Genomic DNA, 26,310 nt, shown 5'->3' with positions numbered 1-26,310 from the left:
GCTGTTTCCCATCCACGCGGGGAGGCTTGGATGGGCAAGAGCCGCAGAACTGTTCCCGAGGAACTCTTGCTGCTCGCCCTGGACCCGACCACGGGTACCACGGCGCAGCCGCAGACCCTCGACCTCGGACTCGCCGGGGCACAGCTCGTCGAGCTGTCCCTGGCCGGACGGATCGTCCCGGAGGGCGACCGGATCGCCGTGGTGCTGCCACGGCCGACCGGCGACCCGACCCTGGACCATGCACTGGAGCTGCTGCGCCGACGCGGCAGTCCGGTCCGTGCCGCGCACTGGATCGGCGGGCCCCGGCTGGGGCTGCGGCAGACCTACCTGGCGCACCTGGAGAGGTGCGGCATGGTCACCGCCGTGCCGGGCCAGGTGTGCGGGGTGCTGCCGACGACGCGTTATCAGGCGTCGGACGACTGCACCAACGCCGCGATCAAGCAGCGGCTGGACACCGCGATCCGCACCGGCGTGCCGCCGGACCCGCGGACGGCCGCACTCGCCGCCCTGGCCCACTCGGTGGGTCTGGGCAAGCACCTGTACCCGGGCAACGAGGGACGGTCCTCACGGTCGCGGCTGCGCGACCTGATCCGTTACGACCCGCTGGGCGGGATGGTCGCGCACGCCGTGATGGACGTGCAGAACGGCCTGCCGTCGCAGCAGAACCGTTCCTCCCAGGCCGCAGGCGGCCCGGCGGGCTCGGGTCGACCGGTCCAGCGCGGAGCCGGTCGCGGCGGCCCCGGCGGCCGGGTCGCGGCGCCCCGGGTGGGCGTCCGCTGAGGCGACGGGCCTCGGCTCCGACCGCACCGCCCAGCACCGCAGCACCGCAGCACCACCAGCACCGCAGCACCGCAGCACCGAGCCGAAGCACCAGGCAGCAAGCACCGAGCACCACCAGGCACCGCACCGCCGGCAACCGCACCGCGACGAGCCGCACCGGGGGCACCGGGGGCACACCCGCCGCGGCAGACCGGCAGGACGGTGCCGCAGCACCCGGCACCGGCACCGGCACCGGCACCGCAAGGGCGTACGCCACCGCCGCACCGCACTCGCGGGCGGGAGGGGGCGCGCGCCGCGCAGTCGGCGCCGTCGTCCGGCGGTGAGCAACCAGGAGCACGGAGGGGCGGTCGCCCGCGACGGAAGTCGCCGGGCGACCGCCCCTCCGCCGTCCCCGAGGGCGGCCGGACCGCCGCGGGGGCCCGGCCGCACCCCGTCCCGGGAACACCCCGCAGCCGTACGCCGGACAGACTGGCGGCACGTACCGCCTGCACGTGCCACCAGCACATCCGCGCCCGCCGGGCGCGCCCTGCACCACCGTCACCGCACCACCGCTGTACCGCCAGAGAACCGCCGCAGCACCACCGGATCGGGCCGTCACCCGCCCTACCACTCGGTAGCATCCACTGTCTCGCCGAAGCGCTTTTCCGATGATCTGTTCTACCGCGCTCCTGTGATTCCCCGGCGCCGACCTGATCCAAGGTGTCATGCTGCTCAGAGCCAGGGGGGTTGGTCCCAAGTGTCCACAGTGTTCCGAGGACTGCCGTTCCAACGATCACCAGAGGTCCGGCCGGAGGTCGACGTGTCCGCGAACATCAATCCCACCGTGCGCCGCAGGCGCCTGGGCTCCGAGCTCCGCAAGCTCCGCGAGGGCCTCTCCATGACGGCCGAAGAGGTGGCCGGCCGGCTGATGGTCTCCCAGTCGAAGATCAGCCGCCTGGAGAACGGCCGCCGCAGCATCAGCCAGCGCGACGTGCGCGACCTCTGCGACGTCTACAACGTCACCGACGAGGCGATGCGCGCCAGTCTGATGGAGATGGCCCGGGAGTCCCGGCAGCGCGGCTGGTGGCACGACTTCAACGACATGCCGACCCCGTACAGCGTCTACATCGGCCTGGAGGCCGAGGCCTCCTCGATCCGCGCCTACGAGTCCTCGTTCGTCCCCGGCCTGCTGCAGACCGAGCAGTACGCCCAGGCCGTGGTCGAGGGCACCCAGCCGGACACCGACGCGCTCGCCGTCCAGCGCCGGGTGCAGGTCCGGATGAAGCGCCAGGACCGCGTCAACGGCGAGAACCAGCTCGGCAGCCTCTGGACCGTCATAGACGAGTCGGTGCTGCGCCGGGAGGTCGGCGGGCGGGCCGTGATGGCCGATCAGCTGAAGCACATGCTGGAACTGAGCCAGCGTCCCAACATCACCATCCAGGTGATCCCGTTCTCCCAGGGGGCCCACCCCGGTATGACCGGGACATTCTCCCTGCTGGAGTTCCCCGAGTCAGCCGATTCCACAGTTGTCTACTTCGAAGGGGTGACGAGCGATCTCTACCTGGAGAAGGAGGCCGACGTGCGCCGCTATACCTCTCTCTACGACCACCTGCGGGCCGCCGCGCTCGGGGTGGCCGAGAGTCGGTCACTGATAGCCACGATTGCGGAGGACTACCACGCATGAGCACCACCTTCGAGAGCGGGACGGTCTGGCGGAAGAGCAGCCACAGCGGCGGCAACGGCGCGTGTGTGGAGATCGCCACACCGGTCGAGGGCGCGGTGGCGGTCCGGGACTCGAAGGACCCGCAGGGCCCGCAGCTGCACTTCTCGGCCGAGGCGTGGCAGGCGTTCGCCGGGGCCGCCGGAGCAGGGGCGTTCGGCGCGTTCTGATCCACGTCCACCGTTCTCGGAGCAGGTGCCCGTAGCGGCGCCCGTCGCCCTCCCGGCGGCGGGCACCGCTACGGGCACCTCTGTGTTCGGGGCTGCCGGGCGAGGGCCCGCCCACGCGAGGGCCCGCCCGGGCAAAGGCCCCGCCGGCCGGCCCCGTCCGCCCGCGGCCGGCGGTCCGGCTCAGCCCAGAACCGGGTAGCGGGCCGCCCAGGCCGCGCCCGCCGCGGCGTCGGGGCCGTGCAGCTCCGGCCCGTGCATCAGCTCCAGGACGAAGTCGTCCGCCAGTTCCAGCAGTGCCGCGCGCCCCTCCACACCGGCCACCAGGCCGGGCGGCAGCGCGGTGTCCCCGTGCAGGACGCCGAGCAGGTTGCCGCAGATCGCGCCGGTGGAGTCGCTGTCGCCCGAGTGGTTCACCGCCAGCAGCAGGCCCGAGCGGACGTCGTGGGCCACCAGCGCGCAGTACACCCCGATGGCCAGCGCCTCCTCGGCGACCCACCCCTCCCCCAGGGCCTCGACCCGCTCGGCGGACGGCTCCCCGGCCCGGACCGCGTCCAGTGCCGCCCGCAGCGCCGTCGTGGTCTCCTCGTGCGCGGGCCGCTCGGAGAGCAGGGCCAGCGCCAGGTGGACCCCCTCCTCCAGGGTGCCGCCGCGGGCCGCGGTCTGGACGATCACCGCGAGCGCGCCCGCCGAGAGGTAGCCGGTGGGGTGGCCGTGCGTCAGCACCGAGCACTCCACGGCCAGCTGGAAGACCAGGCCCGGGTCCCAGGTGGTGAGCAGCCCGAACGGAGCCGCCCGCATCACCGTTCCGCAGCCCTTGGAGTGGGGGTTCTTGGGCGCCTCCAGCGTGCCGAGGCGTTCGGCGTCCGGCCCGGAGAGGCCGGAGAGGCAGGCCTGGCCGGGCGCGCGCTGGGCGTACAGCCACTCCTCACGGCCGAGCCAGCCGAGGTCGGCCCGCCGCTCGTCCGGCCCCCAGTCGCGCTGGGTGGCGGCCCAGCGCAGGTAGGCGAGGTGGAGGTCGGTCGGCGGGTGCCAGCTGCCGGTGTCCCGGCGGATGTGGGCCCGGATCAGCCCGTCCAGGGTGAACAGCACCATCTGGGTGTCGTCGGTGACCGCACCGAGCCGCCCGTACGCGGGGACGTAGCCGGTGACGCCCTGCGGGCCGTGCACCGCACGGATCTTCTCCAACGACTCGAACTCGATGCCGGCGCCGAGCGCGTCGCCGATCGCGCCGCCCAGCAGACAGCCCCGCACCCGGCTGCGGAAGTCCTGTTGCTGTGCGCGTGACCAGAGTGGCATCACGACGGGAGGCCTTTCGTCCGGGAAGCGGGCCGCGCGACGGTGCCGGTCGCGCGCGCCCCCGACTGTATTCGAATGGCCGTACAAGTCGAGGGGTGGACCGGAACACCAGCACTTCAACAAAATGTTGCTGCGCCGCCATGCGGCGGCAACGGCCCGCCACCCCGGGCTGCCTACCGTGCCGGGCCATGACCATCTCCCGCACCCGTCTGGCCACCGCGATCGCCCTGACCGGCACGCTGGCCCTCGGCACCCCGGCGCTCGCCGTCGCCGCCCCGGCCGGCTCCCCCGCCCCGGCCGCCGCCCGGCACACCGCGCACGCCGTCCCGTTCACCGCCGCCACCGTGACCCAGCAGGCCGACGGCAGCTTCACCCTCGCCTGGGCCGCCCAGGGCACCCGCGGCGTCACCGTCTACGCCGGCACCGACCCGGAGGACATCCGCCACCGCAAGCCCGTCGCCAAGGGCGCCGGCACCGCGACCGTCACGGTCACCGGCCTGGCCGCCGCCGACCGCTGGTACTTCGAGCTCGTCCCCGACCGCGGCGAGTCGCTGGTCGTCGCCGACCGCTCGCTGCACCTCGCCTCCGCGCCCAACTTCCGCGACGCGGGCGGCTACCGCACCGCCGACGGCCAGTGGGTCCGGATGGGCGTCGTCTACCGCTCCGGCGACCTCTCCAAGCTGACCGACCAGGACCTCGCCAAGCTCCGCCGCCTCGGCATCCGCACCGTCTTCGACCTGCGCACCCCCGCCGAGCAGAAGGCCGCCCCGGACCGCATCCCGGCCGGCGCCACGGCCGTGGACGCCAACGTGCTCGGTGTCGCCGACACCGGCGCGTTCAACGTCACCAGCCCGCAGGCCGCCGTCCAGGCCATGATCGACGCCGAGCGGACGATGGTCTCCGCCGACAGCGCGAAGACGGCCTACCACTCGGTGCTCGACTCCCTGGTGGAGCGCGACGACGAGAACGTCCTCTTCCACTGCACCGCAGGCAAGGACCGCACCGGCTGGGCGTCCGCCGCGCTGCTCACCGCGCTCGGCGTGCCGCGCGAGACCGTCGAGGCCGACTACCTGGCCAGCAACACCTACCGGGCCGCCGAGAACGCCGCCACCCTGGCCAAGCTGCCGCCGGCCTACCAGGCGATCTACAAGCCGCTGCTGGACGTCCGGCCGGAGTACCTGAACGCAGGCTTCGACGAGGTGCAGCAGAAGTTCGGCTCGTTCGACGCCTACCTGAAGTCCGGCCTCGGCCTGGACCAGCGGGACCTGCGCGACCTGCGCAGCCAGCTGCTCGTCGGCTGAACCGCGGCCGACCGGGTCCGAACCGCCGGCCGGGCCCCCGGCCTGACCGGTGACCGGACCGCTGACCGACCGCCGGGCCGGGCCGTGCACCCGGCCCGGCCCGGCCCGGTCCCGGGCGTCAGTCCAGGACCGGCAGCAGCTCCGGCAGGTGCCCGTCCGAGGCCAGCGCCGCGGCCCGGCGCTCGGCCGGCACGTCCCCGTACGTGGTGGTGCGCTGGCGGTGCGGGCGGCCCGCCGCCTCCGCGATCGCCTGGAGGTCCCGCACCGACTTGTAGCTCCCGTACGCCGAGCCGGCCATCCGCGAGATGGTCTCCTCCATCAGCGTGCCGCCCAGGTCGTTGGCGCCCGAGCGGAGCATCTCGGCCGCGCCCTCGGCGCCCAGCTTCACCCAGCTGGTCTGGATGTTGGGGATGTGCGGGTGGAGCAGCAGCCGCGCCATCGCCACCACCGCCCGGTTGTCCCGGGCGGTCGGGCCGGGCCGGGCGATGCCGGCCAGGTAGACCGGCGCGTTGGTGTGGATGAACGGCAGCGTCACGAACTCGGTGAAACCGCCGGTGCGCTGCTGGATCTCCGCGAGCAGCCGCAGGTGGCCCAGCCAGTGCCGAGGGGTGTCCACGTGCCCGTACATCATCGTGGACGAGGAGCGGATGCCCAGCTCGTGCGCGGTGGTGACGACCTCCACCCAGGTCGCGGCCGGCAGCTTGCCCTTGGTCAGCACCCAGCGGACGTCGTCGTCCAGGATCTCGGCGGCCGTGCCCGGGATGGTGTCCAGGCCCGCCTCCTTGGCCCGCTGCAGCCACTCGCGGATCGACAGGCCGGTCCGGGTCGCGCCGTTGACCACCTCCATCGGCGAGAAGGCGTGCACGTGGATGCCCGGCACCCGCTCCTTCACCGCCCGCGCGATGTCGAAGTAGGCGGTGCCGGGCAGGTCCGGATGGATGCCGCCCTGCATGCAGACCTCGGTGGCGCCGACCTCCCAGGCCTGCGCGGCCCGGTCGGCGACCTGCTGCAGCGAGAGGGTGTAGGCGTCGGCGTCGGTGCGGCGCTGCGCGAAGGCGCAGAACCGGCAGCCGGTGTAGCAGACGTTGGTGAAGTTGATGTTCCGGGTGACGCAGTAGGTGACGTCCTCCCCGACCGCGTCGCGGCGGACGTCGTCGGCGATCCGGCAGAGCGCGTCCAGGGCCGGGCCGTCCGCGTGGAACAGCGCCAGCGCCTGGTCGTCCGTCAGCCGGGTCGGATCGTCGGCCGCCGTCGCCAGGGCGGTCCGCAGGTCCCCGGCCAGCCGCTCGGGGGCGCCCTCGGCGAGGACCCGCTCGCGCAGCACCTCCCAGTCGCCGTAGACGTCCTCGAAATCGGCGCGCCGGTCGCCGGTGCGGCCCTCGGTGTCGATGGCGGTGTGCAGGTCCGTCCGCCCGTACGAGGCGGGCAGGTCCTCCGGCTCCTGCCACGGGTGGCCCTGGACCACCGCGTCCGGGCGGGCCAGGCCGGTCTCCGGGTCGGCCAGTGCACGGACGTGCGGCAGCACCCGCGGGTCCAGCCACGGCTCGCCGCGGCGGACGTACTCCGGGTAGACGGCCAGGCGCTCACGCAGCTCGAAGCCGGCCGCCGCCGAGTGCTCGGCCAGCCGGTCGATCTGCGGCCAGGGACGCTCGGGGTTCACGTGGTCGGGCGTCAGCGGCGAGACCCCGCCCCAGTCGTCGATCCCGGCACCGATCAGCCGCGCGTACTCGCCGTCCACCAGGTTCGGCGGGGCCTGCAGACAGGCCGACGGGCCCATGATGTGGCGGGCCACGGCCACCGTGGCGACCAGCTCGTCCAGCTCGGCGTCGGGCATGCCGCGCATCGCCGTGTCCGGCTTGGCGCGGAAGTTCTGCAGGATCAGCTCCTGGATGCCGTGGTAGGCGCGGGCGACCCGGCGCAGCGCGAACAGCGACTCGGCGCGCTCGTCGTAGGTCTCGCCGATGCCGATCAGCAGCCCGCTGGTGAAGGGGACGGAGCTGCGCCCGGCGTCCTCCAGCACCCGCAGCCGGACGGCCGGCTCCTTGTCGGGCGAGCCGTGGTGCGGGCCGCCGGGCTCGCTCCACAGCCGCGTCGCGGTGGTCTCCAGCATCATGCCCATCGAGGCCGACACCGGCTTGAGCCGCTGGAAGTCCGTCCAGCTCAGCACCCCGGGGTTGAGGTGCGGCAGCAGGCCGGTCTCCTCCAGAATGCGGATCGACATCGCCCGGACGTAGGCGATGGTGTCGTCGTACCCGTGGGCGTCCAGCCACTCGCGGGCCTCCGGCCAGCGGTCCTCGGGCTTGTCCCCGAGCGTGATCAGGGCCTCCTTGCAGCCCAGTTCGGCACCCCGTCGGGCCACCTCCAGCACCTCGTCCGGGGACATGTACATCCCGTGCCCGGCCCGGCGCAGCTTGCCGGGGACGGTGGCGAAGGTGCAGTAGTGGCACTTGTCCCGGCAGAGCCGGGTGAGCGGGACGAACACGCTCCTGGAGTAGGTGATGACGCCGGGGCGGCCGGCCGCGGCGAGGCCCGCGTCGCGCACCCGGGCGGCGCTCGCACAGAGGTCCGCCAGGTCGTCGCCTCTGGCCTGGAGCAGCACCGCCGCCTCGGCCGCGTCCAGCGCGACACCGTCCCGGGCGCGGCGCAGGGCCCGCCGCATCGCGTTCGACGTCGGGGAGATGGTTCCGTCCATGGCGCGACCCTACGCCAGTTCTCGTACGTCCGGAGTAGCCGACCCTGAGGACGTATCAGGGTCGGCTGCGCCGCGAGGTCGACCCCGATCTGGCCCTGCAGGGCGATGACTCCGGCGCCTCCCGGGCTTGTAATGGAGACCAGAGAGACGAACTCGGTCACGGTTACGGAGGGGTTGGACGCCATGACGGACGAAAGGCCGGCTGAGCGGCATCAGGACGACGGGGGTGCCCCGTACCGCGCCGGACGGCGCACCGCGGTACGGGTGGCGGTCCCGGTGGCGGTGGCGGCGGTGATCGCGGCCGGGGTCGGCCTGGTCCCGGCCCTCGCGGCCGACTCGCCGCCGGACCTGCCGGCGCTGACGGCGGAGCAGCTGGTGGCGAAGGCGCTCGGCTCGCAGACGCAGACGCTCTCCGGCACCGTCGCGGTCTCCGCCGACCTCGGCGTGCCGAGCCAGCTGCTGGCGGCCGGCGGCGGCGTCGGCTCGGGCGGCACCGGCGGCGCCAGGCCGTCGGCGGCCGCGCCGGAGGCCAAGCTGACCGAGCTGCTCGGCGGCGAGCACACCCTGCGGGTCGCGGTGGACGGCCCGGACCGCCAGCGGGTCGGCCTGGTCGAGAAGCTGGCCGGGTACGAGCTGATCCACAACGGCGACCAGGTCTGGGCCTGGGACAGCAGCACCAACGAGGCGGTGCACCTGACCGCCCCGCAGGGCGCCGGCCGGGGCGCCCACGGCGGCCTGCCGGGCGGCTTCGGCGGCGCGGACGGCAAGGCGCCGCTGACCGGGGTGCCGGCCACCCCGCAGGAGGCGGCCCGTCAGTTCCTCACCGCGAGCGCGGGCACCACCGCCGTCACCGTCGACGGCACCACCACCGTCGCCGGGCAGAAGGCGTACCGGCTCAGCGTGAAGCCCACCCAGCCCGGCTCGACCATCGGCGAGGTCCGGATCGCGGTGGCCGCCGAGAACGGCGTGCCGCTCGCGGTGCTGGTCAAGGACACCGACGGCGGCAAGGTGTTCGACCTCCACTTCACCGAGGTGTCGTTCGACCGGCCGTCCGCCAAGACCTTCGACTTCACCGTGCCCAAGGGTGCCAAGGTGACGGAGCAGAAGGCCGGGAACGAGCCGAAGGCTCCGTCCGAGCAGGAGGTGCGCGAGGCGGCCGAGGGGCTGAACGTGGTCGGCGAGGGCTGGACGGCGGTGCTCAGCGCCAAGCTGCCGACCGGCGAGGTCCCGGTTCCGGCCGAGGGCCGGCACGGCAAGTCCGGCAAGTCCGCGCCGCAGAGCCCGCTGGCTCTGGCGAAGTCGCTCGGCAAGCCGGTCGAGGGCGGCTCGCTGATCAGCACCAAGGTGCTGAACGTGCTGGTCACCGACGACGGCCGGGTCTTCGCGGGCGCGGTGACGCTGCCGGTGCTGCAGAGTGCGGCCGGGGTGAAGTAAGTGACCAAGGCTCCTGTAACGGGGGACGTTACGGAGCCGGCCGGGGGCCGGGGCGCCGATGTGCGCCCGGCCCCCGCGGCCGTTCCCTCCCGTACCCCGGCCTCGGCTCCGTCCGACGACGATGTGATCAGAACCCGGGGGCTGACCAAGCGCTTCCGCGGCGGCCAGCTCGCCGTGGACGGGCTGGACCTGACCGTGCCGCGCGGCTCGGTCTTCGGCTTCCTCGGCCCCAACGGCTCCGGCAAGACCACCACCATCCGAATGCTGATGGGCCTGATCGCGCCCAGCTCCGGCGTGGCCACCGTGCTCGGCGAGTCGATGCCGCAGTCGGTCGGCTCGGTGCTGCCCCGGGTCGGCGCGCTGATCGAGGGCCCGGCCCTCTACGGCTTCCTCTCCGGCCGGGACAACCTGGCCCGCTTCGACGCGGCCGACCCGACCGCCGACCCGCGCACCCGGCAGCGGCGCGTCGCCGAGGCACTGGACCGGGTCGGGCTCACCGCCGCGGCCGGCAAGAAGGCCCGGGCGTACTCCCTGGGCATGAAGCAGCGGCTCGGGCTTGCCTCGGCGCTGCTCCAGCCGCGCGAGCTGCTGGTGCTGGACGAACCGACCAACGGCCTCGACCCGCAGGGCATGCGGGAGATCCGGGCGCTGGTCCGCGAGGTCGCCGCCGAGGGGACGACCGTCTTCCTCTCCTCCCACCTGCTGGACGAGATCGAGCAGGTCTGCACCCACGCCGCGGTGATGTCGCGCGGCCGGCTGCTGGTGCAGGGGACGGTCGCCGAGCTGGCTGCCCGGGCCCAGGGCCGGCTGGTGGTCCGCACCCCGGACGTGGCGCGGGCCGCCGAGGTGCTGGCGGCCCGGCAGGTCACCGACCTGCGCTCCGCCGAGGGCCGGGTGGACGGCGAGCTGGACGCGCCGGCCGACGACGTGCTGCCGGCGATCTGCGCGGCGCTGGTCGAGGCCGGGGTACGGGTGCGTGGCTTCGGTGTGGAGCGGGGCACGTTGGAGGACGCCTTCGTGGCGCTGACCGGGGAGGGCTTCGATGTCGCGGGCTGAATCGTCGCGGGCCGAGGTGTCACCGGCCACGGTGTCAGCGGCCGAGGTGTCGCGGGCCGGGATGCCGCGGGCCGGCCTGCTGGAGCCCCCCGTCGCCGGGCGGCGGCCGCAGACGGCGGCCGGGTTCCTGGCGCTGTTCCGCAACGAGCTGCTGCTGACCTTCCGCCGGGTGCGGACCATGGTGCTGCTGGGCATCCTGGCCGTGCTGCCGGTCCTGATCGGTGTGGTGGTCCGGATCGAGACGGACGGGCCGCGCGGCGGCGACGGTCCGGCCTTCATCGCACAGGTGACGCAGAACGGCCTCTTCCTGGTCTTCACCGCGCTCGCGGTGGCGCTGCCGGTCTTCCTGCCGATGACGGTCGGCGTGGTCGCCGGCGACGCGGTGGCCGGCGAGGCCGCGAGCGGCACGCTGCGCTACCTGCTGGTCGCCCCGGCCGGGCGGACCAGGCTGCTCGCCGCCAAGTTCGCCGCCGGGCTGGCGTTCTGCCTGGCGGCCACCCTGACCGTCGCCCTGGCGGCCCTGGCCACCGGTGCGGCGCTGTTCCCGCTCGGCGACGTCACGCTGATCTCGGGCGAGACCATCGGCCTCGGCTCGGCGCTGGTGCGGGCCGTGCTGGTGGCCCTGGTGGTGGCCGCCTCGCTGGCCGGGCTGGTCTCGATCGGGCTCTTCGTCTCGACGCTCACCGGCAGCGGCATCGCGGCGATGGCCGCCACCGTCGGCCTGATGATCACCGTGCAGATCCTGGACAGCTTCCCGCAGCTGCACGCGATCCAGCCGTTCCTGTTCACCCACCACTGGCTGAGCTTCGGGGACCTGCTGCGGGAGCCGATGTACTGGGACGGCGTGCTGAAGAACCTCGGGCTGCAGGCGGCGTACATCGCGGTGTTCGGCTCGGCCGCCTGGGCGCGGTTCACCAGCCGGGACATCACCGCGTAGCGGGGCGGTGGGATCGGCGGGCGGGCGGGCCGCCCTGGCCGCCCGCCCTGGCCGCCCGCCCGCTCCGGCGGGGCGGCGGCGGACGTCGGCGGGGCGTCGGGGCGGGCCCTCAGCGGGCGGGGGCCGGCGCGGTGTCGGTCGGGGCGATGTCGGTCGGCGCGGTGTCGGTCGGGGCGGTGTCGGTCGGGGCCGCGGTGGCGGCCTCCAGCCGGGCCAGGGCGGCCGCGCGCGCCAGCCGGTCGGCCCGCACCCTGCGCACGGCGTCCCAGGTGAGCACCGCGAGCGCGGCCCAGACCAGGGCGAACCCGGCCCAGCGGGCGGGCGGCATCGACTCGTGGAACACTGCGATGCCGATCAGGAACTGGAACACCGGCGCCAGGTACTGCAGCAGCCCGAGCATGGTGAGCGGCACCCGGACGGCGGCCGCGCCGAAGCAGAGCAGCGGGATCGCGGTGATCACCCCGCTGACCATCAGCAGCCCCGAGTGCCCCCAGCCGTACTCGCCGGCCACGGTGTGCCCGAAGGTGCCCTTCCCGCTGAGCTCCAGGTGGACGAGGTACCCGAGGGCGAACGGGAACATGAAGGCGCTCTCGGCCGCCAGGCTCTCCAGGCCGCTCAGCCCGACCTTCTTCTTCAGCAGGCCGTAGGTGGCGAAGGAGAGCGCCAGGGTCAGCGCGATCCAGGGCAGCCGCCCGTACCCGATCGTCAGGACCGCGACCGCGAGCGCGCCGATCCCGACGGCGGCCCACTGCGCCGCCCGCAGCCGCTCCTTGAGCACCAGGACGCCGAAGGCGATGGTCACCAGCGGGTTGATGAAGTAGCCGAGGCTGGTCTCCACCACGTGGCCGGCGTTGACGCCCCAGATGTAGACGCCCCAGTTGACCGAGATCACGGCGGCGGCGGTGCCCAGCATGGCGAGCCGGCGCGGCTGGCGCAGCAGCGGGCGTATCCAGCCCCAGTGCCGCTGGGCGACCAGCAGCAGCACGACCGCGACCAGGGACCAGACCATCCGGTTGGCCAGGATGTCGTCGGCTGCGCCCGGCTCCAGCAGCGGCCAGAACAGGGGGAAGAGCCCCCAGATGCCGTATGCGGCGAACCCGTACCAGAGTCCTCTTCCGGCCTCCTGCTGCCCTGTCTCCGGCATTGACCGCCTGCCCTCCGCGCGCGCCTGTGTCGAGCCGACGGTAGCGGGCGCAGGGGCAGGCTGTCATCTCCGTATTCCGTTTTTGGTCATGACAGGGCGTGGCTGGACGGCCGCCTCAGCCCTTCAGCGCGGCGCGCACGCTGTCCGCCAGCGGGACGGTCGGGCGCCCGATCAGGCGGGCCAGGTCGCCGGGGGTGCCGGCCAGCTCACCGCGCGCGATGCCGGCGTCCACGTCCACCAGGACCTCGGCGAAACCCTCCGGCAGGCCCGCGCCGACCAGCACCTCGCGGTGCTCGGCCGGGGTCACCTCGCGGTGCCCGACCGGCCGGCCCGAGGCCTTCGCCAGCTCGGCGGCCAGCTCCGGCAGGCTCCACGCGACGTCGCCGCTCAGCTCGTAGACGGTGTCCGCGTGGCCCTTCCCGTCGCCCGCGCCGACCAGCACCGCCACGGCCGCGTCGGCGTAGTCCTTGCGCGGGGCACTGGCGATCCGGCCCTCGCCGGCGCTGCCGATCACGATGCCGCGGGCCACCGTCCCGGCGGCGTCGCCCAGGTAGTTCTCGGTGTACCAGCCGTTGCGGAGGAAGGAGTAGGGCAGGCCGGACTCCCGGATCGCCGCCTCGGTCGCCTTGTGCTCGTCGGCCAGCCGGAAGGTGGCCGCGCCCGGCGCACTGGTGTAGGCGAGCAGCGCGACCCCGGCCGCGCGCGCCGCCTCGACCACCGCGGTGTGCTGCGGGATGCGGCGGCCGACCTCGCTGCCGGAGATCAGCAGCACCCGGTCGCCGGCCCCGAAGGCGCCGACCAGGCTCTCCGGCCGGTCGTAGTCGACCTCCCGGACGGTCACGCCGCGCGCGGCGAGGTCGGCGGCCTTCCCGGCGGAGCGGACGGCCACGGCCACCTCGCTCGCGGGCACCCTGGCCAGCAGGCCCTCGACGACCAGACGGCCGAGCTGTCCGGTGGCTCCGGTGACGACGTACATGATGCGGCTCCCTCGTTCGGGTGATGCGACGATTCGCTGTCTCGTTGACCTCGAAACTAACCCTAGGGACTGCACTTACTTCCGGAAAGTACGCACTTCAAAGTAGGGTACTGACATGGAGGTAATGACCCAGCTCGACCGTGACCGCCGACTGCCCCCGCCGGACGTCTTCGACCGCATGTGCCCCTCGCGCGGGGTGCTGGAGCACGTCACCAGCCGCTGGGGCGTGCTCGTCCTCGGCGCCCTCGACGAGCGCGGCTACCGCTTCAGCGAGCTGCGGCGGAAGGTCTCGGGGGTGAGCGAGAAGATGCTCGCCCAGACCCTGCAGACCCTGGAGCGCGACGGCTTCGTCCTGCGCGAGGCCCACCCGGTCATCCCGCCCCGGGTCGACTACAGCCTGACCCCGCTGGGCCGGGAGGCCGCCCGGCTGGTCGCGGCCCTCGCCCACTGGTCCGAGGAGCGCGTCCCGGCCGTCCTCTCGGCCCGCGCCGAGTACGACGCCCGCCCGCGCTGACGGTGGCCCGCACTGACGGGGCCCGGGGGACCGGGTCCGCGGTGCGGACCGGCGCGCGGTTGTGGGCCGCGGCCCGCGGCTGGGCGCTCCTGCCCGTGGCCGCGGCGGGGTGCGGACCGCGGGTTGCGGGGTGCGGACCTCGGGTTGCACGGATCGCCCAGGAATCCTGCACGCATCGAACACCCCTGTGTCCCGCCCACCCCTAGGCTGACCTGCGGGATCACCCGGGAGCGGCGCTCCTCGGTGGTGCCCGGGCACGGGGGTCCCGGGCACCACCCCGAGATTCGGCGCCGACTCGGAGGGTCGCGGGGGTCGCGCCGGCTCCTCGGGGACCGCGCCGGCTCGGGGGCGCGCCGGGGGGCGGCACGCGGGCCGATCGAGGGATCCACGATCGGCCGGGCGGCCGACCCGCGGTGTCCCGGCTACCGCATCCCGGCTACGGCTTCCGGTGCGTCTCGATCAGCGCCGCCAGGCCGTCCAGGACCCGGGCCAGGCCGAAGGCGTACGCGTGATCCGGGCTGTACGCGCCGCCGTGGGTCTCCCCGACAGCGGCACCCACGCGCGCCGCGACCGGGTAGCGCTCCGGGTCCAGGACGCGTGCGAGCAACTCGGCGTTCGCGGACCACCACTGCTCGTCGCTCATCCGGCTGTCCTGCTCGGCGCCGCGCTCGTCGGCGGCCATCCGGGCGCAGGTCTGCACGAAGCCGAGCAGGTGGGTGAGGGCGGCGTCCAGCTCCATGTCCGGCAGGCCGGTGCCCTCCAGGGCACGCAGCTCGTACTCGTACTTGGCCATCAGCCCCGGCCCGAGCGGCGGGCGGCTGGTGGCGATCCCGGCGACCCAGGGGTGGGCCCGGTGCAGCGCCCGGTTGTCGTCCGCCACCGCGGCCACCCGGGCGCGCCAGCCGTCGCCGGCGGGGTCGGTGCGCCGCATGGTCGCGTACACGGTGTCCAGCATCAGGTCCAGCAGCTCGGCCTTGCCCGGCACGTAGGTGTAGAGCGCCATAGCCGAAACCCCGAGCTCCTGGGCGACCCGGCGCATCGTCACGGCATCCACGCCCTCGGCGTCCGCCAGCGCGATCGCCGCGGCGGCGATCTCCGCCGGGGACTTCGCCTGCCGCGGGCCGCGACGGCCCGGCTTCTCCTCCGCCGAGAGCCCCCAGAGCAGGGCCAGCGTCCGGGCGGGATCCCCCGCGCTGCTGCGATCGCTTGCCATGGACCGATCCTTTCACGCCCGCACCCCGCCCGGCCGGGCTACCGTCGGCCCATGACCGACGCCGCCCCCGACACCGCCCCGAACGCCCGGCCCGAACCGCTCCCGGGCACCTCGACCGTGCAACCGCTGCGCCCGCGCGTCACCTGTCGCCGCTGCCACCGCCCTTTGCACGACCCGGAGTCGCGCATGCTCCGGCTCGGACCCGAGTGCCGCGACCCGGCCGAGCGCGTCCCGCGGCACGAGGTCGACCAGGACCCGCTGCCGGGCCTGGCCTGATCCGCGGCGGGACGGCTCCGAGGCGGGACGACTGCGGAGCGGGACGGCTCCGGGGGCCGGCCGGGCGGCCTCCAACGCCCCGCCCGGCTGCGGGCCGACACCCCAACTCCTCTCCCGCAGGCGGGAATCCCGTGCGGTCCGAGCAAACACACCGAGTTCTCGACAGCCCTGCTGCGGACTTGTCACGTCCGCGTCCGGCCGCTAGCCCGCCGCCGTCCCGCCGCGCTATCAACGTCCTTAGGAGGACCGCCACTTGGCGGTCCCGAGCAACCGGGGGACTTCACATGACCACGATCCGCACCGGCAGGACCGCGCCCGCGTTCATCGTCCTCGCCGCGGTCGGCGCACTCGCCCTGACCGCCTGCAACGACGACAGCTCGTCCGACGCGGCCCAGACCGCTCCGCCCACCGCCGCCGCGCCGACCTCCGGCCCGGCCGCCGCACCCACCACCCCGGCCGGCCAGGCCACCCCGAGCACGCCGGCCGGTTCGGCCGGCGCGTCCAGCCCGGCCGCTCCCGCCCCGACCGGCAGTGCGCCCGCGGCCGGGGGCGGCGGGCCGTTCGCGACCCCGGGCCAGACCTTCAAGATCGGCCAGCCGGCCCAGATCCAGTTCACCTCCGGCAGCACCAAGGGCACCGTCGCGCTGACCGTGACCTCGATCGACGCCGGCGACCCGGCCGACCTCGAACCCCTGAAGCTCGGCGACAAGGTCAAGGGCCTGATGCCGTACTACATCCGCTACAGCATCACGAACACCGGCACCACCGATCTGTCCCACACCAGCGTGGACCACATGAAGGGCCTGCTGCCGGACGGCACCGAGGCCCAGGAGGTCATGGTCATCGGGAACTTCGCCAAGTGCCCGAGCCCCTCACTGCCGAAGGGCTTCACCAACGGCCAGACCGCACAGTCCTGCTCGCTGGCGGTCGCCCCGGCGGCCACCAAGGTGACCGGCGCCGAGTACTGGGGCTCGCCCTACACCCTCGGCAAGGGCGTCAACTGGAAGTAGCCGCGCGCAAGGGGTCACGGGGCAAGGGGCCACGGGGCGCGGCCGCGGGGAGCGGCCGCACGCCCGGTCGGCGGGCGAATCGAGAGGCATCCCGGGTTTCGCAGGATTCCTCCTTGCCAGATTCTCCGTACGTTGTACAGTGTACGGCGTACGGGATAATCGCCGACGAGAGGGCACGCACTCATGCAGATCACCGGCTCCGCTGTATCGCTCACCGTCGAGGACGTCGCCGCCTCCGCCGCCTTCCTGGAGCAGCACTTCGGGTTCGCCGAGCAGATGGCGGCCGACGGCTTCGCCTCACTCGGCCGCGACGACGCCGGGATGAACGTCGTCTACCTGAAGCGCGGCACCGACGTCCTGCCCGAGGGGTTCCGCGACCAGCACGCCGCCGGACTCATCCTGGCCTTCGTCGTCACCGACCTGGTCGGGGAGGAGGCCAGGCTGCGGGCGGAGGGCGTGAAGATCACCATGCCGCTGCGTGAGGAGCCCTGGGGCGAGAAGCTGTTCCAGGTCACCGACCCGAACGGCGTGATCGTCCAGCTCGTCGAGTGGGCGCAGCCGCAGCAGTAGCGGCACCGCGCGGCACGCAGCGACGAGCGCCGCGCAGAAGGAACGGCGCGGAAGGAACGGAACGGCGCAGAACGAGCGGCGCCCCCGGCCGAGGCCGGGGGCGCCGCTCCGTTGTACCGCCGGACGGTCAGCCGACCGTCCAGGTGTCGCTCCCCGACAGCAGCGACGCGAGGTCGCCCGGCCCGTGCTGGGCCTCCGCGGTGGTCAGCTGGTCGGCCATCAGCTCGTCGTACACCGGCCGCTCGACGCTGCGCAGCACGCCGATCGGCGTGTGGTGCAGGGTGTCCGCGTCCGCGATCCGGGAGAGCGCGAACGCCGCCGCCGGGCCGGCCGCGTGGGCGTCGTGGACCAGTACGGACGACTCGTTCTCCGCCGTGACCGCGGCCACGAACAGCTCGCCGTCCGCGGCCCGGAAGACGCCCTGTCCGTGGTCCGCGCCGAAGCGGATCGGCTGCCCGTGCTCCAGCCGGATCAGCGCCTCGTCCCGGGTGCCCGGCTCCTTCAGGACCTCGAAGGCGCCGTCGTTGAAGATGTTGCAGTTCTGGTAGATCTCCACCAGCGCCGTGCCCCTGTGCTCGGCCGCCGCCCGCAGCACGGACTGCAGGTGCTGGCGGTCGGAGTCGATCGTCCGGGCGACGAAGGTGGCCTCCGCGCCGATCGCCAGCGAGAGCGGGTTGAACGGGGCGTCCAGAGACCCCATCGGCGTGGACTTGGTGATCTTTCCGAGCTCGCTGGTCGGCGAGTACTGGCCCTTGGTAAGTCCGTAGATGCGGTTGTTGAACAACAGGATCTTCAGGTTCACATTGCGGCGCAGTGCGTGGATCAGGTGGTTGCCGCCGATGGACAGCGCGTCGCCGTCGCCCGTCACCACCCAGACGCTGAGGTCCTGCCGCGAGGAGGCCAGACCGGTGGCGATGGCCGGCGCGCGCCCGTGGATCGAGTGCACTCCGTAGGTGTTCATGTAGTACGGGAACCGCGACGAGCAGCCGATCCCGGAGACGAAGACGGTGTTCTCCCGCCTGATCCCCAGCTCCGGCATGAACGCCTGCACCGCCGCCAGGATCGCGTAGTCACCGCAGCCCGGGCACCAGCGCACCTCCTGGTCGGTCTTGAAGTCCTTGGTGCTCTGCGGCGCTTCGGCCTTCGGCACCAGCTTCAGCGAGGGGAACTGCTGCTCGCTCATCGGTTGTCCTCCTCGCTCGCCGGACCGGCGGCGGCCCCGGCGGTCGCACCGGTGGTCGGGTCGGCGGTCGCACCGGTGGTCGGGTCGACGCCCGCGCCGGCCGGCCGGCCGGCGGGCGAACCGCCCTCCGACCCGATCGCCGCCCACAGCACGTCGGCCAACTGTGCGGCCTTGAACGGAAGTCCGCGCACCTGGTTGTAGGACTGCGCATCCACCAGGTACTTGGCCCGCAGCAGCAGCGCCAGCTGCCCGAGGTTCATCTCGGGGACGACGACCTTCTCGTAACTCCTCAGCACCGTGCCGAGGTTGGCGGGGAAGGGGTTGAGGTTGCGCAGGTGGGCCTGGGCGATGCGGCCGCCGTCCGCCCGAACCCGCCGCACGGCCGCGGTGATCGGGCCGTACGTCGAACCCCAGCCGAGGACCAGCACCCGCGCCTCGCCGTCCGGGTCGTCGACCTCCAGCGGCGGGACGGTGACGCCGTCCACCTTGGCCTGCCGGGTGCGGACCATGAAGTCGTGGTTGGCCGGGTCGTAGGAGATGTTTCCGGTGCCGTCCTGCTTCTCGATGCCGCCGATCCGGTGCTCCAGGCCCGGTGTGCCGGGCACCGCCCAGGGCCGGGCCAGGGTCTGCGGATCGCGCAGGTAGGGCCAGAACGAGCCGTCCTCGCGGTTCGGTCCGGTCGCGAAGCCCGGTGTGATCTCGGGCAGTTCGTCGACCTCCGGGATCCGCCAGGGCTCGGAGCCGTTGGCCAGGTAGCCGTCCGAGAGCAGGAAGACCGGGGTGCGGTAGGTGACCGCGATCCGGGCCGCCTCCAGCGCCGCGTCGAAGCACTCGGCCGGGGTGGCCGGGGCGACGATCGGCACCGGCGCCTCGCCGTTGCGGCCGAACATCGCCTGCAGCAGGTCCGCCTGCTCGGTCTTGGTCGGCAGTCCGGTGGACGGGCCGCCGCGCTGGATGTCGACCACCAGCAGCGGCAGTTCGAGCGAGACGGCCAGACCGATGGTCTCGCTCTTGAGCGCCACGCCCGGGCCGGACGTGGTGGTCACGCCGAGCGCACCGCCGAAGGCCGCGCCGAGCGCCGCCCCGATGCCGGCGATCTCGTCCTCCGCCTGGAAGGTGCGGACGCCGAAGTTCTTGTGCTTGCTGAGCTCGTGCAGGATGTCCGAGGCCGGAGTGATCGGGTACGAGCCCAGGTAGAGCGGCAGCCCGGCGCGCTGCGCGGCGGCGATCAGGCCGCAGGAGAGGGCCAGGTTGCCGGAGATGTTGCGGTACCGGCCCGCCGGGAGCTTGGCCGGTGGCACCTCGTAGGAGACCGCGAAGGACTCGGTGGTCTCACCGAAGTTCCAGCCCGCCCGGAAGGCGCTGATGTTGGCCTCGGCGATCTGCGGCTTCTTGGCGAACTTGCTGCGCAGGAAGGACTCCGTGCCGTGGGTGGGCCGGTGGTACATCCACGAGAGCAGGCCCAGCGCGAACATGTTCTTCGCCCGCTCGGCGTCCTTGCGCGCCAGCCCGCTGTCCTTGAGCGCCTCCAGCGTGAGCGTGGTCAGCGGCACCTTGTGCAGGTGGTACGCCTCCAGCGAGCCGTCCGCCAGCGGGTCCGCCGGGTAGCCGACCTTGGACAGCGCGCGCTTGGTGAACTCGTCGGTGTTGACGATGATCTCCGCGCCGCGCGGCAGGTCCGGCAGGTTGGCCTTGAGGGCGGCCGGGTTCATCGCCACCAGGACGTTGGGCGCGTCCCCCGGGGTCAGGATGTCGTGGTCCGCGAAGTGCAGCTGGAAGGACGAAACACCCGGCAGCGTGCCGGCGGGGGCCCGGATCTCGGCCGGGAAGTTGGGCAGGGTGGAGAGGTCGTTGCCGAAGGACGCCGTCTCCGAGGTGAAGCGATCGCCGGTGAGCTGCATGCCGTCGCCGGAGTCCCCGGCGAACCGGATGATCACCCGGTCGAGTCTGCGGATCGGCTTGGCGCGCCTGGGCTGCGGACTGCCCGGCACGGCGGGGCCGGATCGGCCGCCGCCGGGCCCGGGGCGGCCCTCGTCGCCGCCCGAGCCGTCCACTGCTTCTGACTGATCGACCTGACTGGTCACTGCCGCGGACCTCCTCGTGGGCACCAGCCGCGGGCGTGAGCCGTGTGCCCCGTCCGCCTGGTGCACCTCTCGCATCCTATGCGGGTGAGGATTGCCTGGGACGGAACTACCCGATGCGGCAGGAAGCTGCCGATGTCGCTGCCGCTGTATCCAGGTACAACGCCCGCGACAGGCGGTCCCATACCGGACCCGCGAACGCTTGTTCGGGTGCGTACCGAAACCGGCGGCCGCCCGGGCGACGGCTGTGCGGGCGGGTCGCGGGCGGCCGCTCGGGCGGGTCGCCGGGGGGTGCGGGCAGGTGTGCGCGCAGCCGCTCGGGCGTGCGGACGGGTGCCGCTCGGGCGGGTGGGTGACCGCTGGGGCGGGTGGGTGACCGCTCGGGCGGGCGGGCGGGTGACGGCGGGGGTCGGTCAGGAGTTCAGGTAGGTGAGCACGGCCAGCACCCGGCGGTGGTCCTCCGGGCTCTGGGCCAGGCCCAGCTTGAGGAAGATGTTGCTGACGTGCTTCTCCACCGCGCCGTCCGAGACCACCAGCTGCTTGGCCACCGCGGTGTTGGTCCGGCCCTCGGCCATCAGCCCGAGCACCTCGCGTTCGCGCGGGGTCAGCCCGGCCAGCACGTCGCTCTTGCGGCTGCGGCTGAGCAACTGCTGGACGACCTCGGGGTCCAGCGCGGTGCCGCCCTCGGCGACCCGGACCACCGCGTCGACGAACTCGCGCACCTCGGCGACCCGGTCCTTCAGCAGGTACCCCACGCCCCGGGTGGAGCCGGCCAGCAGCTCCGAGGCGTACCGCTCCTCCACGTACTGCGACAGCACCAGCACGCCCAGCTCCGGGTAGAGGCCGCGCAGGGTGACGCAGGCGCGCACGCCCTCGTCGGTGTGGGTCGGGGGCATCCGGACGTCGGCGACCACGACGTCCGGCAGCGTGCCGGCGGCGGCCAGGTCGTGGACGGCCTTGAGCAGGGCCTCACCGTCGCCGACGCCCGCCACGACCTCCAGGCCCCGGTCGGTGAGCAGCCGGGTCAGGCCCTCCCGGAGCAGTACGGAGTCCTCGGCGATGACGACGCGAAGCATGGTGGCCTTCCGGGTTGGCACGGCTGCGGGCTGGACTGACGGAGCCAGTCTTCCCTACTCGCGACAACACCGGGCGACAAATCACACCGGCAGCCCGGGGGCTCGGACGGTCCGCAACCGCAGCGTGCACGGGGCCCGGACGCCGGCGCCGAGACGGGGGCCGAGACCGGGGGGTCGGGGGCCGAGACCGGGGGCCGGGGGCCGGGACCGGGGGCCGGGCGGGCCACTTCGCCGGGCCGCTCCCCGGGGCCGCTCCCCCGGGTCGGTCACATCGTGCGGATGGCCACCGCGTCGCAGAGGCCCTGGAGCGCCTCCTTGGCCGGACCCTCGGGCAGCGGGGCCAGCAGCGCGCGGGCCTCCTCGGCGTGTCGCAGGGTCTCCCGGCGGGCGAGCTCCAGCGCGGGGTGGCGGCGCAGCAGCCGCAGCGCCTCCGCGTGCAGCTCGTCGTCGTCGAGGGAGCCGGCGACCAGCTCGCGCAGCCGCAGGTCGGCCGGGTCCGACTCGTCCACCGGCAGCTGCTGGAGCAGCAGGGTGGGCAGGGTCGGGATGCCCTCGCGCAGGTCGGTGCCGGGGGTCTTGCCGGACTCGTGGCCGTCGCTGGCGATGTCGAGCACGTCGTCGGCCAGCTGGAAGGCGATGCCGATCCGCTCTCCGTAGGCGCTGAGGATGTCGACCACCCACGGCTCGGCGCCGGCCAGGAGTGCTCCTATCCGGCAGGAGACCGCGATCAGGGAGCCGGTCTTGCCGGCCAGAACGTCGAGGTAGTGGCGCAGCGGGTCGTCGTCCGGGCCGGGGCCGGCGGTCTCCAGGATCTGGCCGGTGACCAGCCGCTCGAAGGCGTCGGCCTGGAGCCGGACGGCGTCGGGGCCGAGGTCGGCGAGCACCTGGGAGGCGCGGGAGAAGAGGAAGTCGCCGGTGAGGATGGCGACCGAGTTGTCCCAGCGCGAGTTGGCGCTGGGGGCGCCGCGGCGCACCGGGGCCTCGTCCATGACGTCGTCGTGGTACAGGGTCGCCAGGTGGGTCAGCTCGACCACCACGGCGGCCGGGACCACGCCCGGGGCGTTGGCGTCGCCGAACTGGGCGGAGAGCAGCACCAGCAGCGGGCGGAAGCGCTTGCCGCCGGCCTCCATCAGGTGGCTGGCGGTGAGGGTGATGAACGGGACGTCGCTCTTCACGGCCTCGGTGAGCGCGTTCTCCACCGCGTCCATCCCGTACTGGACGTCGCGGGTCAGATCGCGGTCCTGCACGCTGAGCCCAAAGGGTCCCACGACGGTCACGAAGACCACTCCTCTGTCCCTGGTCGATCTAGCGGCCTGGTCCCTGAGTGCCGCCGCTGGCCATACAGGCAGGGTATCCGGTCGCGAGTGGATCACTGCACGGGCGTGCGGGTCCTGTCATGGTCGGGCTGTATCGGCTGGTCAGGCACGGTGCCGGGGCGACTCGTCCGGGCCGCGCGGATAAAGCGCGGCCCGGACGGCAGGGGCCTCCCGGCGGGCCCCCTCCGAGCCTTCCGGCCGGGGCACCTGACGGGCCCGCGGACAGGCTCCGGACGGGGCCCGGACAGGCCCCTGACGGGCCTGCGACCGACTCGGACGGGGCCTCAGCGGACGAAGAGCGAGGCCTTCGACGCGAGGTCCAGGAAGTACTGCGGCAGCAGCCCGAGCCCGAGGGTGACGAGGACGCCGACACCGATCGCGGTGGCCGTGAAGGCGCTCGGAATGACCACCGTCGGCCCGCCCGGCTGCGGGTCGGAGAAGAACATCAGCACGATGACCCGGATGTAGAAGAACGCGGCCACCGCCGAGCTGAGCACACCCACGATCACCAGCGGGGTCGCGCCGCCGGCCGCCGCAGCCTGGAAGACGGCGAACTTCCCGGTGAAGCCCGAGGTGAGCGGGATGCCCGCGAAGGCCAGCAGGAACAGCGCGAAGACCCCGGCGACCAGTGGGGAGCGCCGGCCCAGCCCGGCCCAGCTGGACAGGTGGGTGGCCTCTCCCTTGGAGTCGCGGACCAGGGTGACCACGGCGAAGGCGCCGAGCGTCACGAAGGAGTAGGCCAGCAGGTAGAACAGCACCGAGCTGAGGCCCTGCTTGTTGGTGGCGATCACGCCGGTCAGGATGAACCCGGCGTGCGCGATCGAGGAGTAGGCGAGCAGCCGCTTCACGTCCTGCTGGGTGACGGCGAGGATCGCGCCGACCACCATGGTCAGGATCGCCACGCCCCACATCACCGGCCGCCAGTCCAGCCGGAGGCCGGGGAAGGCGACGTAGAACAGCCGCAGCAGGGCGCCGAAGGCCGCCACCTTGGTCGCGGCCGCCATGAAACCGGTGACCGGCGTCGGCGCTCCCTGGTAGACGTCCGGGGTCCAGGAGTGGAACGGCACCGCGCCGACCTTGAAGAGCAGGCCGACCGCGAGCATCGCCAGGCCGACCAGCAGCAACGCGTCGTTCTGGGTGGTGGAGAGCAGTGCCGGGGTGGCCAGCGCCTTGCCGGAGATCACGTCGGAGATGTCCCCGAGCCGCACGCTCCCCGCGTACCCGTAGAGCAGGGCGGTGCCGAACAGGAAGAACGCCGAGGCGAAGGCGCCGAGCAGGAAGTACTTGACCGCCGCCTCCTGGGAGAGCAGCCGGCGGCGCCGGGCCAGCGCGCAGAGCAGGTACAGCGGGAGGGAGAGGACCTCCAGCGCCACGAACATGGTCAGCAGGTCGTTGGCGGCGGGGAAGAGCAGCATGCCGCCGACCGCGAACATGGTGAGCGGGAAGACCTCGCTGGTGGTGAGGCCGGCCCGGACCGCGGCGCGCTCCTGCTCGCCACCGGGAGTGGCGGCGGCCTGCGCGGCAAAGGCGTCGGCCGGCTCGCCGCCGGCCTTGGGCTCCAGCCGCCGCTCGGCGTAGGTCAGCACGGCGACCACGGCGACCAGCAGGATCACGCCCTGGAGGAAGAGTGCGGGGCCGTCCAGCGCGACCGCGCCCATCGCCAGCAGGTCGACCTTGGTCGACCCGTAGCCCTGGGCGGCGAGCACCACCACGGCGGTGAAGGCACCGATCAGGCCGATCAGCGCCAGCCAGACCTGCGCCCAGTGCCGGTGCCGGCGGGGCAGGAAGGCCTCCAGCAGGACGCCGGTGACGGCGGCGCCGAACACCACCAGCATCGGGGAGAGCTGGCCGTACTCGACATGCGGCGCCGGGATGCTCGGGCTGTTGCCGCCCGCGGCGGCGAGCCATCCGGTGGTGCTCACTTGTGCTCACCTCCTGAGGGGGCTGCTCCGGGGTGGCCGGCGACCGGGTGGGCCGGGGCCGGGTCGGTCCGGTGGACCTGCGTCAGCGTCGCGTCCACCGCCGGGTTGACGATGTCGGTCAGCGGCTTCGGGTAGACGCCGAGCAGGATGGTCAGGGCCACCAGCGGGGCGACGACGGCGAGTTCGCGCGCCTTGAGGTCGGGCATGGCGCTCACCTCGGCCTTGACCGGGCCGGTCATCGTGCGCTGGTAGAGCAGCAGCGCGTAGAGCGCGGCGAGCACGATGCCGAAGGTGGCGACGATGCCGATCGCCGGGTACCGGGTGAAGGTGCCCACCAGCACCAGGAACTCACTGACGAAGGGTGCGAGACCGGGCAGCGAGAGGGTGGCCAGGCCGCCGATCAGGAACGTTCCGGCGAGCACCGGGGCGACCTTCTGCACGCCGCCGTAGTCGGCGATCAGTCGCGAGCCGCGGCGGGAGATCAGGAAGCCGGCCACCAGCATCCACGCGGCGGTGGAGATGCCGTGGTTGACCATGTAGAGGGTGGCGCCGCTCTGGCCCTGGCTGGTCATCGCGAAGATGCCCATGATGATGAAGCCGAAGTGCGAGATGGAGGCGTACGCCACCAGCCGCTTGATGTCCTTCTGGCCGACCGCCAGCAGCGCGCCGTAGATGATCCCGATCAGCGAGAGGACCAGGATCGCCGGGGCGAAGGTCTTCGAGGCGTCCGGGAAGAGGCCGAGGCAGAAGCGGAGCATCGCGAAGGTGCCGACCTTGTCGACCACCGCGGTGATCAGGACGGCCGTCCCGGCGGTGGCCTCGCCCATCGCGTTCGGCAGCCAGGTGTGCAGCGGCCAGAGCGGGGCCTTCACCGCGAAGGCGAAGAAGAAGCCGAGGAACAGCGCCTTCTCCGCGGTGCCGCTGAGCACCAGCTTTCCGTCGGCGATCGCCGAGGTGAGCGTCGGCAGGTCGAAGGTGCCGAAGCCCTGGTCCTGCGCGATCACGTAGAAGCCGATCACCGCGGCCAGCATGACCAGGCCGCCGAGCAGGTTGTAGAGCAGGAACTTCACGGCCGCGTAGGAGCGCTGGCGCGCCGACTCCGGACCGCCGGCCCGGTCCCCGAAGCCGCCGATCAGGAAGTACATCGGGATCAGCATGGCTTCGAAGAACACGTAGAAGAGGAAGACGTCGGTGGCGTAGAAGGAGACGATCACCATCGCCTCCACCGCCAGGATCAGGGCGAAGAAGCCCTGGGTCCGCCGCCGGTTCTCGAAGGACCCGTCGGGCGAGTCCTGGCCGGGCGGGTCGGCGTCGTGCCAGGAGGCCAGCATCACGATCGGGACCAGGACGGCGGTGAGCAGCGCCAGCACGGTGCCGATGCCGTCCACGCCGAGCGAGAAGCTGATGCCGAAGGAGCGGATCCAGGTGTAGGACTCGGTCAGCTGGTAGCGCGCGCCGTCCGGGTCGAACTGCCCCGCCACGGCGGCCGCCAGGGCCAGGGTGACGGCAGAGGTCCCGAGCGCGACGGCCTTGGTGGTCCGCCGCCGGGCCTCGGTGGACCCGGCGGGCAGCGCCGCGGTGAGCACCGCGCCCGCGGCCGGGACGGCGCAGGTCGCGGTCAGCAGGTGACTCATCGCCGCACCCCCGGAGATGAACTGGGCCTA

The 26,310-nt window shown here is 73.4% G+C and carries 22 protein-coding genes; 11 read left to right on the top strand and 11 right to left on the bottom strand.

Annotated elements, in window-relative coordinates; all coding sequences use genetic code 11:
* Window positions 1-30: 30 nt before the first annotated feature.
* The 3 genes from ACIPSC_RS16570 (at window position 31) to ACIPSC_RS16560 (ending at window position 2,649) form a co-directional block, all read left to right on the top strand.
* Entirely contained in the window at window positions 31-780 is a 750-nt protein-coding gene (locus tag ACIPSC_RS16570; protein ID WP_400826332.1) for a GPP34 family phosphoprotein, read from the top strand.
* 799 nt (window positions 781-1,579) lie between these two features.
* Complete coding sequence (locus ACIPSC_RS16565) at window positions 1,580-2,443, top strand: helix-turn-helix transcriptional regulator (RefSeq protein WP_313765188.1); 864 nt, start codon at window positions 1,580-1,582, stop codon at window positions 2,441-2,443.
* Entirely contained in the window at window positions 2,440-2,649 is a 210-nt protein-coding gene (locus ACIPSC_RS16560) for a DUF397 domain-containing protein (RefSeq protein ID WP_395294693.1), read from the top strand. The genes ACIPSC_RS16565 and ACIPSC_RS16560 overlap by 4 nt, the downstream gene beginning before the upstream one ends.
* A gap of 180 nt (window positions 2,650-2,829) precedes the next feature.
* Here the strand turns inward: ACIPSC_RS16560 and ACIPSC_RS16555 are convergent, their stop codons facing one another.
* A complete protein-coding gene (locus tag ACIPSC_RS16555) occupies window positions 2,830-3,945 on the bottom strand; it encodes an ADP-ribosylglycohydrolase family protein (protein ID WP_400826331.1) in 1,116 nt (371 codons plus the stop codon).
* A gap of 188 nt (window positions 3,946-4,133) precedes the next feature.
* On the opposite strand from ACIPSC_RS16555, the gene ACIPSC_RS16550 reads away from it, so the two are divergent.
* On the top strand, window positions 4,134-5,246 hold the full coding sequence (locus ACIPSC_RS16550) for a tyrosine-protein phosphatase (protein WP_400826329.1): 1,113 nt from the start codon (window positions 4,134-4,136) through the stop codon (window positions 5,244-5,246).
* A 118-nt stretch (window positions 5,247-5,364) separates the two neighbouring features.
* On the opposite strand, the gene ACIPSC_RS16545 is transcribed toward ACIPSC_RS16550, so the two are convergent.
* The gene (locus ACIPSC_RS16545; RefSeq protein WP_400826327.1) at window positions 5,365-7,938 is read right to left on the bottom strand and encodes a bifunctional FO biosynthesis protein CofGH; all 2,574 of its coding nucleotides are present in this window, start codon (window positions 7,936-7,938) and stop codon (window positions 5,365-5,367) included.
* 183 nt (window positions 7,939-8,121) lie between these two features.
* Here ACIPSC_RS16545 and ACIPSC_RS16540 point away from each other — a divergent pair, with 183 nt between their 5' ends.
* The 3 genes from ACIPSC_RS16540 to ACIPSC_RS16530 all read left to right on the top strand — a co-directional run bounded on the left by ACIPSC_RS16540 (window position 8,122) and on the right by ACIPSC_RS16530 (window position 11,365).
* Window positions 8,122-9,372 carry an outer membrane lipoprotein carrier protein LolA gene (locus tag ACIPSC_RS16540; protein ID WP_400826326.1) on the top strand — a complete coding sequence of 417 codons (1,251 nt, stop codon included), beginning with the start codon at window positions 8,122-8,124 and terminating at the stop codon, window positions 9,370-9,372.
* 123 nt (window positions 9,373-9,495) lie between these two features.
* Entirely contained in the window at window positions 9,496-10,428 is a 933-nt protein-coding gene (locus tag ACIPSC_RS16535; protein ID WP_400826325.1) for an ABC transporter ATP-binding protein, read from the top strand.
* Window positions 10,415-11,365 carry an ABC transporter permease gene (locus ACIPSC_RS16530; protein ID WP_400826324.1) on the top strand — a complete coding sequence of 317 codons (951 nt, stop codon included), beginning with the start codon at window positions 10,415-10,417 and terminating at the stop codon, window positions 11,363-11,365. The genes ACIPSC_RS16535 and ACIPSC_RS16530 overlap by 14 nt, the downstream gene beginning before the upstream one ends.
* 109 nt (window positions 11,366-11,474) lie before the next feature.
* Here the strand turns inward: ACIPSC_RS16530 and rarD are convergent, their stop codons facing one another.
* Together rarD and ACIPSC_RS16520 are read right to left on the bottom strand one after the other, a co-directional pair.
* Window positions 11,475-12,509, bottom strand: coding sequence for an EamA family transporter RarD (rarD, locus tag ACIPSC_RS16525; protein ID WP_400826322.1), 1,035 nt, complete (start codon window positions 12,507-12,509; stop codon window positions 11,475-11,477).
* Between the two features lie 115 nt (window positions 12,510-12,624).
* Window positions 12,625-13,488 carry an SDR family oxidoreductase gene (locus ACIPSC_RS16520; RefSeq protein WP_400826452.1) on the bottom strand — a complete coding sequence of 288 codons (864 nt, stop codon included), beginning with the start codon at window positions 13,486-13,488 and terminating at the stop codon, window positions 12,625-12,627.
* 121 nt (window positions 13,489-13,609) lie between these two features.
* Between ACIPSC_RS16520 and ACIPSC_RS16515 the strand changes: the two genes are divergently transcribed.
* Entirely contained in the window at window positions 13,610-13,999 is a 390-nt protein-coding gene (locus tag ACIPSC_RS16515) for a winged helix-turn-helix transcriptional regulator (RefSeq protein WP_400826450.1), read from the top strand.
* 436 nt (window positions 14,000-14,435) lie between these two features.
* On the opposite strand, the gene ACIPSC_RS16510 is transcribed toward ACIPSC_RS16515, so the two are convergent.
* Entirely contained in the window at window positions 14,436-15,212 is a 777-nt protein-coding gene (locus ACIPSC_RS16510; protein WP_400826321.1) for a TetR/AcrR family transcriptional regulator, read from the bottom strand.
* A gap of 51 nt (window positions 15,213-15,263) precedes the next feature.
* Between ACIPSC_RS16510 and ACIPSC_RS16505 the strand changes: the two genes are divergently transcribed.
* From ACIPSC_RS16505 to ACIPSC_RS16495, 3 genes are all read left to right on the top strand, one after another.
* A complete protein-coding gene (locus ACIPSC_RS16505) occupies window positions 15,264-15,488 on the top strand; it encodes a DUF6011 domain-containing protein (RefSeq protein ID WP_238949833.1) in 225 nt (74 codons plus the stop codon).
* A 284-nt stretch (window positions 15,489-15,772) separates the two neighbouring features.
* Window positions 15,773-16,498, top strand: a complete 726-nt coding sequence (locus ACIPSC_RS16500; RefSeq protein WP_400826319.1) for a hypothetical protein — start codon at window positions 15,773-15,775, stop codon at window positions 16,496-16,498.
* A gap of 183 nt (window positions 16,499-16,681) precedes the next feature.
* Complete coding sequence (locus tag ACIPSC_RS16495; protein WP_400826318.1) at window positions 16,682-17,068, top strand: VOC family protein; 387 nt, start codon at window positions 16,682-16,684, stop codon at window positions 17,066-17,068.
* Between the two features lie 127 nt (window positions 17,069-17,195).
* Here ACIPSC_RS16495 and ACIPSC_RS16490 read toward each other — a convergent pair whose 3' ends face one another.
* The 6 genes from ACIPSC_RS16490 to ACIPSC_RS16465 form a co-directional block, all read right to left on the bottom strand.
* Window positions 17,196-18,251, bottom strand: coding sequence for a 2-oxoacid:ferredoxin oxidoreductase subunit beta (locus ACIPSC_RS16490; protein WP_400826317.1), 1,056 nt, complete (start codon window positions 18,249-18,251; stop codon window positions 17,196-17,198).
* Window positions 18,248-20,335, bottom strand: coding sequence for a 2-oxoacid:acceptor oxidoreductase subunit alpha (locus ACIPSC_RS16485; protein WP_400826316.1), 2,088 nt, complete (start codon window positions 20,333-20,335; stop codon window positions 18,248-18,250). Before ACIPSC_RS16485 ends, ACIPSC_RS16490 begins: the two co-directional genes overlap by 4 nt.
* Before the next feature lie 410 nt (window positions 20,336-20,745).
* Window positions 20,746-21,408, bottom strand: a complete 663-nt coding sequence (locus tag ACIPSC_RS16480; protein WP_313765173.1) for a response regulator transcription factor — start codon at window positions 21,406-21,408, stop codon at window positions 20,746-20,748.
* A gap of 266 nt (window positions 21,409-21,674) precedes the next feature.
* A complete protein-coding gene (locus ACIPSC_RS16475; RefSeq protein ID WP_313765172.1) occupies window positions 21,675-22,685 on the bottom strand; it encodes a polyprenyl synthetase family protein in 1,011 nt (336 codons plus the stop codon).
* Between the two features lie 323 nt (window positions 22,686-23,008).
* A complete protein-coding gene (nuoN, locus tag ACIPSC_RS16470) occupies window positions 23,009-24,646 on the bottom strand; it encodes an NADH-quinone oxidoreductase subunit NuoN (RefSeq protein ID WP_400826314.1) in 1,638 nt (545 codons plus the stop codon).
* Entirely contained in the window at window positions 24,643-26,280 is a 1,638-nt protein-coding gene (locus ACIPSC_RS16465) for an NADH-quinone oxidoreductase subunit M (protein ID WP_400826313.1), read from the bottom strand. Before ACIPSC_RS16465 ends, nuoN begins: the two co-directional genes overlap by 4 nt.
* Window positions 26,281-26,310 lie beyond the last annotated feature (30 nt).

Source organism: Kitasatospora sp. NPDC090091, assembly GCF_044747365.1.
Classification (GTDB): domain Bacteria; phylum Actinomycetota; class Actinomycetes; order Streptomycetales; family Streptomycetaceae; genus Kitasatospora.
Note: the sequence above shows the minus strand (reverse complement) of the source record. Positions and strands in the feature narration are given on the sequence as shown.

What these genes read in the sequence shown, in the direction of transcription:
- ACIPSC_RS16560 (WP_395294693.1), top strand. Translation starts at nt 2,440, where the DNA reads ATGAGCACCACCTTCGAGAGCGGGACGGTCTGGCGGAAGAGCAGCCAC.
- ACIPSC_RS16500 (WP_400826319.1), top strand. Translation starts at nt 15,773, where the DNA reads ATGACCACGATCCGCACCGGCAGGACCGCGCCCGCGTTCATCGTCCTC.
- ACIPSC_RS16465 (WP_400826313.1), bottom strand. Translation starts at nt 26,280, where the DNA reads ATGAGTCACCTGCTGACCGCGACCTGCGCCGTCCCGGCCGCGGGCGCG.
- rarD (WP_400826322.1), bottom strand. Translation starts at nt 12,509, where the DNA reads ATGCCGGAGACAGGGCAGCAGGAGGCCGGAAGAGGACTCTGGTACGGG.
- ACIPSC_RS16515 (WP_400826450.1), top strand. Translation starts at nt 13,610, where the DNA reads ATGACCCAGCTCGACCGTGACCGCCGACTGCCCCCGCCGGACGTCTTC.
- ACIPSC_RS16570 (WP_400826332.1), top strand. Translation starts at nt 31, where the DNA reads ATGGGCAAGAGCCGCAGAACTGTTCCCGAGGAACTCTTGCTGCTCGCC.
- ACIPSC_RS16490 (WP_400826317.1), bottom strand. Translation starts at nt 18,251, where the DNA reads ATGAGCGAGCAGCAGTTCCCCTCGCTGAAGCTGGTGCCGAAGGCCGAA.
- ACIPSC_RS16550 (WP_400826329.1), top strand. Translation starts at nt 4,134, where the DNA reads ATGACCATCTCCCGCACCCGTCTGGCCACCGCGATCGCCCTGACCGGC.
- ACIPSC_RS16530 (WP_400826324.1), top strand. Translation starts at nt 10,415, where the DNA reads ATGTCGCGGGCTGAATCGTCGCGGGCCGAGGTGTCACCGGCCACGGTG.
- ACIPSC_RS16510 (WP_400826321.1), bottom strand. Translation starts at nt 15,212, where the DNA reads ATGGCAAGCGATCGCAGCAGCGCGGGGGATCCCGCCCGGACGCTGGCC.
- ACIPSC_RS16555 (WP_400826331.1), bottom strand. Translation starts at nt 3,945, where the DNA reads ATGCCACTCTGGTCACGCGCACAGCAACAGGACTTCCGCAGCCGGGTG.
- ACIPSC_RS16495 (WP_400826318.1), top strand. Translation starts at nt 16,682, where the DNA reads ATGCAGATCACCGGCTCCGCTGTATCGCTCACCGTCGAGGACGTCGCC.
- ACIPSC_RS16540 (WP_400826326.1), top strand. Translation starts at nt 8,122, where the DNA reads ATGACGGACGAAAGGCCGGCTGAGCGGCATCAGGACGACGGGGGTGCC.
- ACIPSC_RS16505 (WP_238949833.1), top strand. Translation starts at nt 15,264, where the DNA reads ATGACCGACGCCGCCCCCGACACCGCCCCGAACGCCCGGCCCGAACCG.
- ACIPSC_RS16545 (WP_400826327.1), bottom strand. Translation starts at nt 7,938, where the DNA reads ATGGACGGAACCATCTCCCCGACGTCGAACGCGATGCGGCGGGCCCTG.
- ACIPSC_RS16480 (WP_313765173.1), bottom strand. Translation starts at nt 21,408, where the DNA reads ATGCTTCGCGTCGTCATCGCCGAGGACTCCGTACTGCTCCGGGAGGGC.